The organism is Bradyrhizobium sp. USDA 4341, from assembly GCF_054063755.1.
The window spans coordinates 6,958,546-6,972,622 of the sequence record NZ_JBSSGO010000002.1 but is presented as its reverse complement, the minus strand read 5'-3'; the positions used below and the strand labels follow the sequence as shown (position 1 = coordinate 6,972,622).

The 14,077-nt window shown below is 65.1% G+C and carries 13 protein-coding genes; 1 reads left to right on the top strand and 12 read right to left on the bottom strand.

Translation table 11 applies throughout. The features are described from left to right. Complete coding sequence (locus ACVIGB_RS39020) at positions 1-1,554, top strand: glucosamine inositolphosphorylceramide transferase family protein (RefSeq protein ID WP_456718691.1); 1,554 nt, start codon at positions 1-3, stop codon at positions 1,552-1,554. Positions 1,555-1,574: 20 nt separating this feature from the next. Here the strand turns inward: ACVIGB_RS39020 and ACVIGB_RS39015 are convergent, their stop codons facing one another. Genes ACVIGB_RS39015 through ACVIGB_RS38960 form a run of 12 tightly spaced genes read right to left on the bottom strand, consistent with a single transcriptional unit; the run spans position 1,575 to position 13,999 of the window. Next, positions 1,575-2,777 carry an ABC transporter substrate-binding protein gene (locus ACVIGB_RS39015; protein ID WP_456718692.1) on the bottom strand — a complete coding sequence of 401 codons (1,203 nt, stop codon included), beginning with the start codon at positions 2,775-2,777 and terminating at the stop codon, positions 1,575-1,577. A 55-nt stretch (positions 2,778-2,832) separates the two neighbouring features. Beyond that, positions 2,833-3,534 carry an SDR family NAD(P)-dependent oxidoreductase gene (locus tag ACVIGB_RS39010; RefSeq protein ID WP_092116696.1) on the bottom strand — a complete coding sequence of 234 codons (702 nt, stop codon included), beginning with the start codon at positions 3,532-3,534 and terminating at the stop codon, positions 2,833-2,835. A 39-nt stretch (positions 3,535-3,573) separates the two neighbouring features. Continuing rightward, complete coding sequence (locus ACVIGB_RS39005) at positions 3,574-4,380, bottom strand: glutathione S-transferase (protein WP_456718693.1); 807 nt, start codon at positions 4,378-4,380, stop codon at positions 3,574-3,576. Positions 4,381-4,405: 25 nt separating this feature from the next. Continuing rightward, positions 4,406-5,566 carry an iron-containing alcohol dehydrogenase gene (locus ACVIGB_RS39000; RefSeq protein WP_456718694.1) on the bottom strand — a complete coding sequence of 387 codons (1,161 nt, stop codon included), beginning with the start codon at positions 5,564-5,566 and terminating at the stop codon, positions 4,406-4,408. 41 nt (positions 5,567-5,607) lie between these two features. Beyond that, positions 5,608-6,381: an enoyl-CoA hydratase-related protein gene (locus ACVIGB_RS38995; RefSeq protein ID WP_456749287.1), complete on the bottom strand. Its 774-nt coding sequence runs from the start codon at positions 6,379-6,381 to the stop codon at positions 5,608-5,610. A gap of 12 nt (positions 6,382-6,393) precedes the next feature. Then, entirely contained in the window at positions 6,394-7,404 is a 1,011-nt protein-coding gene (locus tag ACVIGB_RS38990) for an NAD(P)H-dependent flavin oxidoreductase (protein ID WP_456718696.1), read from the bottom strand. A gap of 21 nt (positions 7,405-7,425) precedes the next feature. After that, entirely contained in the window at positions 7,426-8,613 is a 1,188-nt protein-coding gene (locus tag ACVIGB_RS38985) for an acetyl-CoA C-acyltransferase (RefSeq protein ID WP_456718697.1), read from the bottom strand. Between the two features lie 15 nt (positions 8,614-8,628). Next, positions 8,629-9,759, bottom strand: coding sequence for an acyl-CoA dehydrogenase family protein (locus ACVIGB_RS38980; RefSeq protein WP_456718698.1), 1,131 nt, complete (start codon positions 9,757-9,759; stop codon positions 8,629-8,631). Positions 9,760-9,779: 20 nt separating this feature from the next. Continuing rightward, entirely contained in the window at positions 9,780-10,961 is a 1,182-nt protein-coding gene (locus tag ACVIGB_RS38975) for an acyl-CoA dehydrogenase family protein (RefSeq protein ID WP_456718699.1), read from the bottom strand. Between the two features lie 12 nt (positions 10,962-10,973). Further along, on the bottom strand, positions 10,974-11,711 hold the full coding sequence (locus ACVIGB_RS38970; protein ID WP_092116714.1) for an SDR family oxidoreductase: 738 nt from the start codon (positions 11,709-11,711) through the stop codon (positions 10,974-10,976). 51 nt (positions 11,712-11,762) lie between these two features. Next, a complete protein-coding gene (locus ACVIGB_RS38965) occupies positions 11,763-13,310 on the bottom strand; it encodes a class I adenylate-forming enzyme family protein (RefSeq protein ID WP_456718700.1) in 1,548 nt (515 codons plus the stop codon). Between the two features lie 50 nt (positions 13,311-13,360). Further along, positions 13,361-13,999, bottom strand: coding sequence for a 2-hydroxychromene-2-carboxylate isomerase (locus tag ACVIGB_RS38960; RefSeq protein WP_092116716.1), 639 nt, complete (start codon positions 13,997-13,999; stop codon positions 13,361-13,363). Positions 14,000-14,077 lie beyond the last annotated feature (78 nt).

Below are 14,077 nucleotides of genomic sequence, written 5' to 3'. Positions count from 1 at the left end.
ATGATTATCGAGTTTCGCTGCGACCGCGCGCAGCCGCGGCTCTGGATGTGCCGCGAGTCGTTGCGCGTCAACGATCAGGATATTCCCGTTCAAATCGCCTGGACCACGACGCCGGAGCCTCGACCCGCCGGCCTCGACATGCTGTTCGAGCTCGAACGCATCGTCCTGCGCAAGGGCAAGACCAGCGGCGCGGACCGCTTGAAGACGGTCCCGGAGCGTCCCCGTGCCGGCGACCCCGACGTGGTGATCGACTTCACCAGCGCCGCGCGGGATCCGGACTGCTCCGCCAAGCTCTATCTCCGTCCGCGGTTCAACGGGCACACGGGGGAGAGTGCGCTACTTTCGGCCATTCTCGCCGGCGATCTGCCGGTGATCGAAATCGTCAGTGAGCTCGACGGCTCGGTGATGGACCGCGGCCATCCCTCCGCGGAAATCGCGGCCGGCCTGAGCGGCGGGCTCAATACGGTGATGGCACGCACGCTGTCGATGCTGCCTCCGATTCTGTCAGGAGTTCCGCGGCTGGTGCCGCAATTGCCTGCTCCTGCGAACAGCAGCGCAGCGCCAAATCCCGCGCCCTTTGTCGTGCGTGGCGTGGCGACCTCGATCGCCAAGGAGATCTATCGTCTGTGCTGCTACGCGCCGCATTGGCATGTCGGTTGGCGCTTCGCCGGGAATACGGATATCTGGCGCACCGGCGACCTGTCGGGACCTGCCTGGAACGTGCTCGGCGATCCCGGCAGCCACTTCTATGCCGATCCTTTCCCGGTGCAATGGCAGGGCAGGACCTTCGTGTTCTTCGAGGACCTCGACCATCGGACCGGCAAGGGCATCATTTCCGCGATCGAATTCGACGGCAGCGGGCCGATCGGCACGGTGATGCCCGTGCTCGAAGAGCCCTGGCATCTGTCCTACCCGTTCCTGATCGAGGATGGCGGCGAGCTCTGGATGATCCCTGAAAGCACCGCGCATCGGGACGTTCCGATCTACAAATGCATCCGCTTTCCGGACAAGTGGGAGCGGCACTCAACGCTGCTGTCCGGCCTCGAACTTGCCGACGTGACCGTCACGCAGCACAACGGCCTGCACTACATGTTCGGAGCCTGGCGCGATGGCACCGGCGGCTATTCCGACACGCTGGCGATCTATTACGCCGGGCAATTGCTCGGCCCCTGGCAACCGCATGCGGCCAATCCGATCCTGATGGATCGCGCGACGACGCGTCCGGCCGGCAACTTCGTGACCGTCGATGGAACGCTGTGGCGGCCGGTGCAGGACTGCACCAACGGATACGGCGCGGCGCTCGGACTTGCGGAGGTGCTCGAACTGTCGCCGACGACCTACAAGCAGGCCGTCCGGCATCTGCTCAAGCCCGGGCCGTTGTGGACCGGGCGCAAGCTCCACACGCTCAACCGGTGCGGCCAGCTCGAGGTGATCGACGGGTCGCGGGTTCAACCGAAGACGGCGTTCCTGGCGAGCCTGCGATCGAGCGGCCCATCATCGCAATGGGGTTGGCACGGCACGCTGGCGAGGCCGATCGCACGACGGCTCCATTAGCGAACGATCGACGCGACGGCTCACTTCGGCTCGGCGCTCAGCACGCCGCCGAACTGCTCCCACGAGCTCCCTGTCCAGCGCTGCAGCTGAAGCTGCGTATAGGCCATGCTGTTGTCCGGCCCGGTGTTGACCGTGATACCCGGCATCAGCGTCGGCAGCACAAGCCCCTTGATGTTGCGCGCCTGCTTCACGATGTTCTCGCGCGATAGGTCGTCGCCGCATTGCTTCAGCACCTGCTCCAGGATCTGGCCCTGCTGGGTCCCGAACAGATAGTTGCTGTCGCCGATATCGGCACCCGGAAGATACTTCTCGAAGTGGGCGCGATACCATTTGATGCCGGGATCGTCGGCCCACCTCTTGTCGTTCGGATCCTTCGCGATGGTCGCCACGACGACGCCGACCGCCTTGTCCGCTCCGGCCGGCACGATGGTCGAGGACACCGAGCTCGACACGTAGTTCACGATGGTAAGCGGCGTCCAGCCGATCTCGCTCGCCTTCTTGATCGCTTGCGCTGCGAATTTCGGCGTGCCCGCGATCAGGAATGCCTGGGCCCCCGACGCCTTCAGCGTCACCACGCGGGATTCGATGGTGGGCTCGGTGACCTCATAGGGCGATGTCGTCACCTTCTTGTCGAACTCGCCCTTCAGGGTTTCCTTGAACGCGGCCACGAAGTCACGGCCGAGATCGTCGTTCTGGTAGAGGATCGCGATCTTCGCGTCGGGCGCCGTCTGGGCGATGTATTTGGCGTAGATCTTTCCTTCGGTGTTGTAGCTCGGCAGCCCGGTGGTCGTCAGCGGAAACTCGGCGAAGTTCGCAAACTTGGTTACACCGCTGACGACGAAGAGGTGCGGCACCTTCTTCGCGGTCACATATTTGATGGTAGCGCCGATGCCGGGCGTCCCCAGCGGGCTGAACAGGAACGCCACCTCGTCGCTCTCGATCAGCTTGCGGGTCTGCTCCACCGCCTTGGGCGGCGAATAGGCATCGTCATAGGTGATGAGGTTGATCTTGCGGCCGTTGATGCCGCCGCGATCGTTGATGGAATGGACGTAGGCGATCAGGCCCTTGCCGGTATTGCTGAGCGGGGATGCCGGGCCGCTGAACGGGAATGTCGCCCCGATCCTGATTTCCGATTCCGAGACGCCGGGCGTTTCCGCGCGGACCGCAGTGGCGGCAATGGCCGCGAACATCGCAATGGACACAGCAAACGTCTTCACCAACATGAACTCCCCCTGAACTCTTATGAATTGACCGGCTGTTGCGAGCGCCGCGCGGCGCCTACCAGGCTTCGCCGAACGGCCTGATCTCGACGTTGAACGACCACGCACTGCGGTCCTGATGGGCGACGTGCCAGACCTCGTCCGCGATCGCCCGCGGCTTGATGAAGAAGTCGTCCGGCCGCTCCGGCCAGCGCTTCCGCGTCCATTCCAGATCGATCACCGCGTCGATCACGAGATAGGCGACGTGGACGCCCTGCGGCCCGAGGTCGCGCGCCATCGCCTCGGCCAGAATGCGCTGCGCAGCCTTGGTCGGCGCGAACCCGGCGAAACCGGCCTTGCCGCGCAATGCCGAGGTGTTGCCGGTTGCGACGATGGCGCCCTTGCCGGCGCTGATCATCGCCGGGGCAAACCGCCGTGCCAGGTACAACAGGCCCATCGTGTTGACCTGGAAGTTGCGATTGAGAATCTGCGGATCGATCTCGCGGAAGGTGCCGAACGCGCCGCCGACGGCGTTGTGGATCACGACGCCGGGGCTGCCGAGATCGCGCTCCACGGCCGACGCCACCGTCTCGACCTGCACCGGGTCGGAGACATCGCATCGATACGCCTTTGCCCCCGGCAGCTGCTTCTCGAGCGCAGCGAGGCGCTCCTCGTTCCTGGCGAGAAGAGCGACCCGATAGCCGCCTTCAGCGAACCTCCGGGCAAGCGCCGAGCCGGTACCGGGCCCAACGCCGGATATCAGACAGACGGGTGCGGTCATGCAGACAATCCTCCGCGTTGCAGCCAATAGTTCTCGAAATCAGGCGGCCGCCTTCGACAGCAGCTTCTCGACATAAGGCTTGAGATCCGGCCTGATATGCTCGTGCTCGACCAGCCGGGCGAAGTGAGCGAACATCAGCGGATACGTATCCTGCACCCCCGGGTGCAGAATTCTCTCCAGCCCTTGCTTGCGCAATTGCTCGGCGCGCGCATGCTCATTCATGAACAGCGCGAGCTCGGCGGCAAGGCAGATGTCGGCGATCGAGATGCCGTTCCCGACCAGCGCGTCCCGCCGCGGCGACAATGCCTGCTCAATCCCCGAGGCATAGATCGCGAACGCGTCCTTGGCGCGGGCGTGAATGGCCGAATCGACCGTGCCGCCCGACAGCGCGAGCAGATAGATCTGCGTGTCCCGCGCAAAGACCAGGCTGACGTCGAGAAAGCTGTCGATCCTGGACGCCTCATAGGGGTCGCGTCCATAGAGCGGGAACGCCGCCTCACCGAGCCGCGCCACCGCGCGCATGATGCTGTTCGATTCGAAGATCCCGACCTTGCCGTCGGCGCCGAATGCGGCCGGCACATTGCCGAACGGCTGTGCCGCCATGAACGCATCGGTCTTGAAGAGCTGCGCGCCGGTCAGTCCGACCCGGCCGGTTCGCGCCAACGACGACAGCGCAGCGCGCTCCTGCTCAGCCAGCGGGCGGGCATCGTAGTCCCACAGCCAATCGCGCAACTCCTTGCCGGAGGCGCCCCTGACCTCGACGTCGACGCCGCAGAACCGCGCTGCAATGGTTGCCTTCCAGACCCGCGGGTTCGGCAGATAGGAGAAGATGCGCAAGGCGGCCATGGTGGCTGCTCCGTGTGCTGTTGCTTCAGGCGGCCAGTTTCAGGATCTTGATGACATCGCCGGGCTCGCGGATCGGCTGCGGGTTGGCGCGGGTGAAGATCGACAGCATCGCGTTCCGGCCGATCAGCTCGAAGCGGTCTTCGCCGACACCGACATCGGCCAGCCGCCGCGGCAGGCCGAGCTCCGCAATGAAGCCAGCGAACGCCTCGCTCGCGTCGCGTCCCGGCGCACCAAGGGCGGCGGCAATCGATTGCTGGGCCGCCTCCGTCACGGGACGGTTGTAGCGCAGCACGCTCGGCATCATCACTGCCGTGCAGAAATAATGCGGGACGTCGCAGGTGCCGCCGAGCACATGGCCGATGGCGTGGCTCGCGCCCATCGGCACCCGCGACTGCAATCCGAAGGCCGACAGCCACGAGCCCAGCTGGCAATTCAGCCGCGCCGCCTCGTCACCGGGATTGGTCTTGGTGCGCAGCAGGCCGTCATGCAGATAGCGCAGTCCCTGCTGGCACACCGCATCGACCAGCACGTTCGGCCGGCTGGAGCAGATCGCCTCGATGCCGTGATCCATCGCGCGCGTGCCGGAACCGAGCCAAAGCTTCTCCGGCGTATATTTTGTGATCGCGGGATCGAGGATGATGCTGCGCGGCATCATCATTGGGTGATTGAAGATCTGCTTCAGCTTGCGGCTGGTGTCGGTGACCAGCGCGCCGGAATTGTATTCGCCGCCCGAAAGCGTGCTGGGGATCGCGATCATCCGAACCTTTGGCGTGCGGAACGGTCCGAACCGGCGGTCCGGCGTGGTCTCGAAGCCGTCGAGCCCCGCCGGCTCGAAGATCGCGTGCTCCATGCACATCAGCACGATCTTCGCCGCATCGACCACCGAGCCGCCGCCGATCGCGACGACGAGGTCCGCCTTGGCCTCGCTCGCCTGCCGCGCGATCTGGGTCACGACATCCCGCGTCGTGTGCTGCGGCACGCCGTCGAAGGTCGCGGCATGGCGATCGCCGAGCGCTTTACGGATCTTTTCGATCTCGTCGGTCGTAGTGTTCAGCGTGCGGCTGGCGATCAGGTAGACGCGCTTCGCGCCCAGCCGTTCGGCCTCCTCGCGCAGCGCCTCGGCTGCCGGCTTGCCGTAGATCACGGATTCCATGCTGGGATATTGATGGCTGCCGATGACGCGCATGCTTTCGCTCCCTCGATGTATCCGTGAACTCCCCGGCGGTTTCAGGCCGACAGCTTGGTGAAATCAGGCTGACGCCGTTCGGCGAACGCGGCAAAGGCCTCGCGCGCCTCGGGCGTCGTCAGCCGCTCCTTGAACAACACGCCTTCCTCGGCGATCTGCGCCGCGATCCGCTGCTGCTCACGCATCAGCTTCTTCGTCATGCTGAGCGAACCCGCCGGCCGCTTGGTCAGCGCGACCGCCGCGTCATGCGCCTTCTTGCGCAGATCAACCTGCGGCACCACGGCGTTGGCGAGGCCGGACGCCAGCGCGCCCGCCGCGTCCATCGGCTCGCCGAGCGCAAACATCGCATAGGCGCGCGCATGCCCGATCCTTAAGGGAAGCAGCCAGCTCGACGCGGCCTCCGGTACCAGAGCGAGATTGACGAAAGGCGTGATCAGCCGCGCGGTCTCGGCGAGATAGACCAGGTCGCAATGCAGCAGCATGGTGGTGCCGACGCCGACCGCATTGCCCTGCACGGCAGCGACCAGCGGCTTGCCGACCTTGCTGATGGTCTCGATGAAGCGATGCGCGGGGCTATCGACCGCGCTCTCGCCGCGCGCCTGGCTCGCAAAATCGGCCAGGTCGTTGCCCGCGGTAAAGCTGTCGCCGTCGCCCTGGAACAGGATCACGCGGACGGATGGATCCGCCTCGGCCTGCTTCAGCGCGTTCGACATCGCGTCATACATGGCGCCGGTCAGGGCGTTCTTCTTCTCGGGCCGTTGCAGGGTCAGCGTCATGACGCCGGCGGTGACCTCCACTTTGACATGCTCGGTCATGGCACTCTCCCGTCAGGCGACCGCGCGGGCCGCCGTGGTTTCATACTTGCCGTCGAGGAAGCCGGTCAGCCGCTGCCGGATGATCTGCTCGGCCTCGCTCATGATGCGGTCGATCAGCTCCTTGACGGTCGGGATATCGTGGATCAGGCCGACCACCATGCCGCAGCTCCAGGCGCCGGCATCCATCTCGCCGTCGATCATCACCTTCGGGTAGACGCCGGCGACCTGCTCGTGGATGTCCTCGATCTTCAGTTTGGCGCCCTTCTCGCGCTCGACCTCGAGCAGCTCATCGACGCCCTTGTTCTTCAGCACCCGTTCGGTGTTGCGCAGCGCCCGCATCACCAGGCGCGTATCGAGCTCGTCGGCATCGAGCAGCGCCTGCTTCACATTGGCATGGACCGGCGCTTCCTTGGTCGCGATGAAGCGCGTGCCCATGTTCATGCCGGCAGCGCCCATCGACAGCGCGGCGACGAGGCTGCGCGCATCGGCCATGCCGCCCGAGGCCACGAACGGGATTGTCAGCTCGTCTGCTGCGCGCGGCAGCAGGATCATGTTCGGGATGTCGTCCTCGCCGGGATGGCCGCCGCATTCGAAGCCATCGACGCTGACCGCGTCGCAGCCGATCTTCTCGGCCTTCAGCGAATGCCGCACCGAGGTGCATTTGTGGATCACCTTGATGCCGGCAGCCTTGAGCGCCGGCATGTACTGCTCCGGGCTGCGGCCCGCGGTCTCCACCGCCTTGACGCCGCCCTCGCGGATCGCTGCGATATATTCGGGATAAGGCGGCGCGGTGAAGCTCGGCAGGAAGGTGAGATTCACGCCGATCGGCTTGTCGGTCATGTCGCGGCAGCGCGCGATCTCCTTCGCCAGCAGCTCCGGCGTCCGCTGGGTCAGGCCGGTGATGATGCCGAGGCCGCCGGCGTTGGACACCGCGGCCGCCATCTCGGCGAAGCCGACATAGTGCATGCCGCCCTGGATGATCGGATGCTCGATGCCGAACAGTTCAGTGATTGCTGTCTTCACAAGTCTCTCCCGCGCTTCCGATCAGTGGACGATTTCGAACAGGCCCGCCGCGCCCATGCCGCCGCCGATGCACATGGTCACCACGCCGTATTTCGCCTTGCGCCGCCGGCCCTCGATCAGGAGATGGCCGGTGAGCCGCGCCCCGGTCATGCCATAGGGATGGCCGATCGCGATCGAGCCGCCATTGACGTTGAGCTTGTCCGGATCGATGCCGAGCTTGTCGCGGCAATAGATCACCTGCACGGCGTAGGCCTCGTTGAGCTCCCAGAGATCGATGTCGTCGATCTTCAAATTGTGCCGCTTCAACAGCCGCGGGATCGCCGCGACCGGGCCGACACCCATCTCATCGGGCTCGACGCCGGCGGCGACGAAGCCGCGGAAGATGCCGAGCGGCTTCAGCCCCTTCTGCGCGGCGATCTTGTCGCTCATGATCACGCAGGCCGACGCACCGTCGGAGAGCTGGCTGGCGTTGCCGGCGCTGATGGTCTTGCCCTCGAACACCGGCTTGATCTTGGCGAGCCCATCGGCCGTAGTGTCGGGTCGCGGGCCTTCATCCTTCTCCAGCGTGGTCTGCTGGAAGCTGACTTCCTTGGTGTCCTTGTTCACCACAGCCATCCTGGTCGTGATCGGCACGATCTCGTCATTGAAGCGGCCGCCCTGAAGCGCGGCGCCCACGCGGCGCTGGCATTCGAGGCTGTATTCATCCTGCTTGTCGCGGCCGATCCCGTAGCGTTCGGCGACGACCTCGGCCGTCTCCAGCATCGACATGTACATCTCGGGCTTCATCGCCATCAGCTCGTCGTCGACGGCGTGGAACCTGTTCATGTGCTCATTCTGGACCAGGCTGATCGACTCGATACCGCCGCCGATCGCGATCTCGACGCCGTCGAGCATCACCGACCGCGCGGCGACCGCGATCGCCTGCAGCCCGGAGGCACACTGCCGGTCGATGGTGGTGCCGGCCACAGTGACGGGGAGCCCGGCGCGGATGGCGCCCTTGCGCGCCACATTCATCACCATGGTGCCCTGCTGCATGGCGCAGCCCATCACCACGTCCTCGACCTCGCCGGGCGCGATGCCGGCGCGCTTGACGGCTTCGGCCATCACGTGGCCAGCGAGGGTCGGGCCGTCGGTGTTGTTGAGCGCGCCGCGATAGGCCTTGCCGACGCCCGTGCGCGCGGTGGAAACGATGACTGCATCCTGTGACATGCTTGCCTCTCTGGCTTATGCGACCGCGTCGAGCTGCGCGAAACGCAGCACGTGATAGGCGGGATCGCCGAACTGGACGTTGATGGAGGAAATCCGCTTGAAGTAGTGGCCGACATTGAGCTCGTCGGTCATGCCCATGCCGCCGTGCAGTTGCACCGCCTGGTCCGCCACGAACTTGCCGGCATAGCCGATCTTGGACTTGGCGCCCGAGGCCAGCCGGGAAATGCCGGCCTCATCGTCGCTAAGGCTGAGGCTGAGATGTTGCATCAGAGACAGCGCCTCCTGATGCGCGATGAACATGTCGACCATCCGGTGCTGCAGCACCTGGAAGCTGCCGATCGTGACGCCGAACTGCTTGCGCGTCTTGGAATAGTCGAGTGTCGCGTCGTTCAGCTCGCCGATCGCGCCGACCGCCTCGGCACAGAGTGCACCGATGGCCCGGTTGCGGCAGGCCTCCAGCGCGGCGACGCCCTCGCCTTCTCTGCCCAGCAATTCTCCGCGTACGCCGCGCAGGCTGATCTCGGCCGCCCGGCGGCCATCGATCGTCCTGAAGCTCTGCAGATCGAGGTTGGCGGCGCGGCGATCGACCACGAACAGGCTGACTCCGCCGCGATCGTGACGATGGCCCGAGGTGCGGGCGGAGACGATCAGATAATCCGCCCAGGGCGCGGCCAGCACCGCCGTCTTCTCGCCGGTCAGGACATAGTCGTTGCCGTCCCGGCGTGCTGTCGTGGTGACCGTGGCAAGATCGAAGCGCGAGCCCCTCTCGGTCCACGCGAGCGCCCAGAGCTTCGATCCCGCCATGATGTCGGCAATGTAGGCCTGCTTCTGCGCGTCAGAGCCTGCCTGGTCAAGCAAGCCACCTGCAACGACAACAGTCTCGACGAACGGCTCGACCACGAGATGGCGGCCGAACTCCTGCATGATGATCATGGTCGACAGCGGCCCGCCGCCGAGCCCGCCGGCGGCTTCCGAGAATGGCGCGGCGAGCAGGCCAAGCTCGGCGAACTCGGCCCAATGCTTGCGGCTGAAGCCGTCCTCGCTCGCGACGATCTTGCGGCGCGCGTCGAAATCATACCGGTCGCGCAGCAGCCGCTGCACGCTGGACCGCAACAATTCCTGCTCTTCCGTGAACTGGATATCCATCCGATCCTCTCGTGCCGCTGCTAGAGACCAAGCACCGCCTTGGCGATGATGTTGCGCTGGATCTCGTTCGATCCGCCGTAGATCGAGAGCTTGCGCGAATTGAGGTATTTCTCCGACGCCGTGTGGCCGTAGTCCGGACCCGGCATGAAGTGATTGGCGCTGACCGGATGCTCGCGGATCGCAAGGCCGTCATTGCCGATCGCCCGATGGGTCAGCTCGGTGATGTCCTGGAAGATCTCGGTGCCGCGGATCTTGAACAGCGAGGCCGCCGGCCCCGGATCGATGCCACGCGCCATCTGCGCGACGACGCGAAGCTCAGTCGCCTCCAGCGCCAGCACGTCGAGCTCGACGCGGGCGATGTCCCTGATGAATTCGAGATGCGCCGGATCGACTTCCGGGATCTCGGCCTTCACGATCTTCTTCAGCCGCGCGATGTAGCGCGTCGAGCGGCCGATGCCGGCCATGCTCGTGCGCTCGTTGCCGAGCAGGAATTTCGCGTAGGTCCAGCCCTTGTTCTCCTCACCGATCAGGTTCTCGGCGGGGACGCGGACGTTCTCCAGGAAGACGTCGTTGACCTCGTGCGAGCCGTCGATGGTGATGATCGGGCGTACCGTCACACCCGGCGACTTCATGTCGATCAAGAGAAACGAGATGCCGGATTGCGGCTTGGCGGCCGGATCGGTGCGGACCAGGCAGAAGATCCAGTCGGCGTGCTGCGCCAGCGTGGTCCAGGTCTTGTGCCCGTTGACAATGTAGTGGTCGCCGTCGCGCACTGCCTTGGTGCGGACGGTGGCGAGATCGGAGCCGGAGCCCGGCTCCGAATAACCCTGGCACCACCAATCCTCGCCGGACAGGATGCGCGGCAAGAACTTCGCCTTCTGCGCCGCGTTGCCGAACGTATAGATGACCGGGCCGACCATGGTGACGCTGAACGCCAGTGGCGGCATCGTGCCGGCGCGCGTCGTTTCCTGCTCGAAGATGAAGCGGCGGGTGATCGACCAGCCTGGCCCGCCATATTCCCTGGGCCAGAGCGGCGCGATCCAGCCCTTCTCGTGAAGGATACGATGCCACAGCAGCATCTGCTCCTTGGAGAGATCGGTCTCCGGATTGGGGACGCGCATCTCCGCCGGGTAGTTGTCCTTGATGAAGGCGCGGACGTCGTCGCGAAACGCCGCGTCTTCAGGAGATAGCGCGAGCTCCATCTGTGATGCTCCCTACCACTTCTCGCCGAAGGGCCGGATTTCCAGCTCGAAGGTCCAGGCACTCTTCGGCTGCTGGTAGAGCTGCCAGTAGGACGTGGCGACCGAAGCCGGTGGCATCAAAAGGTCGGGATTGTCGAGCGCGTTCGGGCCGAGCGCCTCGATGCGGCGCTGCCGCACCCATTCGGTGTCGACGCCGGAATCGATGATCAGATGCGCGACGTGGATGTTCTTCGGTCCGAGCTCGCGCGCCATCGCCTGCGCCACGGCGCGCAGGCCGAACTTGGCGCTGGCAAAGGCGGCATAACCGCTGCCGCCGCGCAGCGACGCGGTCGCGCCGGTGAAGAAGATGTTGCCCTCTCCGCGCGCCGTCATCAGCCGCGCCGCCTCACGCCCCGCGAGGAAACCGGAGTAGCAGGCCATCTCCCAGACCTTGCGGAACACGCGCTCGGTGGTCTCCAGAATCGGGAAATTGACGTTGGCACCGATGTTGAAGATGCAGACCTCCAGCGGCGCATGCTTGTCGGCGTCGTTGAGGAAGGAGATGATCTCCTCCTCCTTGCGCGCATCGAGTGAGCGCGCATGGATCTCGCCGCCGGCGGCCTCGATCTCCTTGACCAGCGGCGCGAGCTTGTCGCCGTTGCGGCGGCCAGCGAAGACCGTGAAGCCTTCGGAGGCGAACTTCTTGGCGATCTCTCCGCCGATGAAATCACCGGCACCAATGACGGCGACCGTCTTGTTTCTCTTCTGCATGGTGTACTCCGGTCTTGTTTGAGTGAACTGGCTTGCGGCGGCGGCTCAGCCTCAGCTGCGCAGCGACTCCGCGAGCTTGTGCTTCAGGAGCTTGCCCGTCGATGTCGCGGGCAGCGCGTCCATCAGGATAATCTCGGATGGGCGCTTGTACGAGGTGAGTTGCGGGGCAATATGGGCCATCAGGTCCTGCACGGTGGCCGCCGAACCCTTGATCAGCTGCACAAACGCAATGATTTCCTCGTTGCCCTCGACCGGCCGGCCGACCACGGCGCACTGCACAACGGCGTCGTGTGTGCTCAGCACCGCCTCGATCTCGGCCGGATAGACGTTGAACCCGGAGCGGATGATCATCTCCTTGGTGCGCCCGACGATGTAGAGGACGTCATTCTCGAAGCGGGCCAGATCGCCGGTATTGAACCAGCCGTCGGGATCGATCGCCTTGGCGGTCAGATCAGGCGCGCGGTAATAGCCGCGCATCACGTTCGGGCCGCGAACATGCAGCTCGCCGACTTCACCCGATGCAACCGGCTTCAGGTCGCGGCTGACCAGTTTTGCTTCGAGGCCCGGCATCACGGTGCCGACTGCGTGGTCGGCCCGCGGGTTGTCGGGCCGGACGCCGGAGATACCGGGCGAGCATTCGGTGATGCCATAGCCGTTGAGCAGCGGCAGCCCGAGCTCCTGCTCGACCCGGGATTTGAGATCGAGATCGAGTGGCGCGCCGGCCACCGAGATCACGCGCAACCGGCCGCGATCGAGCTTCGGCAGGCCAGCGTTGCGCCGGTATTCAAGCAGACGCTGATAGGTCGCGGGCACGCCGTTCAGGATCGTGATGCCCTCCTCGGCCATCGCCCTGACCAGCGCGGCCGGATCGTATTTAGCGACCAGGCGCACGGTGGCGCCGACCATCAGAGTCATGGTCAGCAGCGAGATGCCGACGATATGCGAGATCGGCAGCACGCAATATTGCACATCGTCGGCCGCCATCTTGCGGAAGCCCGCGGTGCCCCGGGCGCTGAACAGCAGATTGCGATGGGTCAGCATCACGCCCTTCGGAGCACCGGTGGTGCCGGACGTGTAGATCAGGACCGCGACCTGGTTTGCGCCGTCGGCCTCGACCGGCTCCGCCACGGTTGCGAGGTTCAAGCCGGTGACGGCGACGCCACGCAGCGGGCCGACATCCTGCACGGCCGCTTCGTAGCGCGCAGCATGCGCGGCCGCCTCTTGGGATACATCGGCAGTCAGCAACACACGGCGGGCGCCGCTGTGATCCCTGATCTGATCCAGCTCCCGCGGCGACAGCCGCGGATTGACCACGATTGACCAGACATCGAGCCGGCTCGCCGCCAGCAGCAGGCAGGCCAGAGGAATCGAATTCTCGCTCACGATCATCATGCGGTCGCCGGCGCGGATGCCGAGCGCCTGCAATGCCTCGGCGACACGGCCGACCGTTCGATCGAGCTCGCGATAGGTCAGCCGCCCCTTGTCGTCGATCAGCGCCGGATGATCCGGCGTCGCCGCGACGTGGTGATCGATCACCTCGTGGAGGCGGTTCGGCAAGCCTTCCACACTTCCTTCGATAATCCGGATCGGCGCCTGCACTCAAACCTCCCTGTCGCTGCCCTTCGGGCTTGTGTTGAGGAATTTTCCGCTCAGGCGGTCTTGCGCTGCCCCGCAGCCAGCTGCGCGACGATCTCTTCCTCGACTTCGCGCACCTTGTCCTTGCCGAAGAAGATCTCGTTGCCGACATAGAACGTCGGCGATCCGAACGAGCCCCTCGCGACCGCGTCGCTGGTGTTGTCGATCAGCTTCTTCTTGACGTCATCCTGCTGGGCGCGGGCGATGAGACGATCGATGTCGATACCCGAGGACAGGAATGCCTCGCGGAAGACCTGCGGGTCGTCCATCTTCTTGGGTTCAACCCACATGTGGTTGTAGGCCGCCCGGAAATAGGGCTCGAACACGCCCTCGAACTGCGCGGCCACCGCGCCGCGCATCAGCGCCAGCGTATTCACCGGAAAGAACGGGTTCATGGTGAACTTCGTGACGTTGTGGCGGCGCAGGAAGCGCTCCGTCTCGAGCGCGTTGTATTCGGGCTTGTTCTTGATCCCGCGCAGCGACTCGCCGGGCGACATGTTGCCGGTCGCCTTGTAGACGCCGCCGAGCAGCACCGGGATGTAGTCGAACTTGACGCCGGTGCGCTTCTCGATCCCGGGCAGCGCGAGTTCGGCGAGATAGGCGTTGGGGCTTCCGAAATCGAAATGGAATTCGACCTTGAGCGGAGCAGCCATGGAACGCCCTTCCCTTCGATTGGCGGCAATCGCCTGTCGCCGCCGGTTGATCGTGGCTCGGACCATAAGTTCTATTTT

Coding starts and splice junctions, on each gene's coding strand:
- ACVIGB_RS39020 (WP_456718691.1), top strand. CDS start 1: ATGATTATCGAGTTTCGCTGCGACCGCGCGCAGCCGCGGCTCTGGATG.
- ACVIGB_RS39015 (WP_456718692.1), bottom strand. CDS start 2,777: ATGTTGGTGAAGACGTTTGCTGTGTCCATTGCGATGTTCGCGGCCATT.
- ACVIGB_RS39010 (WP_092116696.1), bottom strand. CDS start 3,534: ATGACCGCACCCGTCTGTCTGATATCCGGCGTTGGGCCCGGTACCGGC.
- ACVIGB_RS39005 (WP_456718693.1), bottom strand. CDS start 4,380: ATGGCCGCCTTGCGCATCTTCTCCTATCTGCCGAACCCGCGGGTCTGG.
- ACVIGB_RS39000 (WP_456718694.1), bottom strand. CDS start 5,566: ATGCGCGTCATCGGCAGCCATCAATATCCCAGCATGGAATCCGTGATC.
- ACVIGB_RS38995 (WP_456749287.1), bottom strand. CDS start 6,381: ATGACCGAGCATGTCAAAGTGGAGGTCACCGCCGGCGTCATGACGCTG.
- ACVIGB_RS38985 (WP_456718697.1), bottom strand. CDS start 8,613: ATGTCACAGGATGCAGTCATCGTTTCCACCGCGCGCACGGGCGTCGGC.
- ACVIGB_RS38980 (WP_456718698.1), bottom strand. CDS start 9,759: ATGGATATCCAGTTCACGGAAGAGCAGGAATTGTTGCGGTCCAGCGTG.
- ACVIGB_RS38975 (WP_456718699.1), bottom strand. CDS start 10,961: ATGGAGCTCGCGCTATCTCCTGAAGACGCGGCGTTTCGCGACGACGTC.
- ACVIGB_RS38970 (WP_092116714.1), bottom strand. CDS start 11,711: ATGCAGAAGAGAAACAAGACGGTCGCCGTCATTGGTGCCGGTGATTTC.
- ACVIGB_RS38960 (WP_092116716.1), bottom strand. CDS start 13,999: ATGGCTGCTCCGCTCAAGGTCGAATTCCATTTCGATTTCGGAAGCCCC.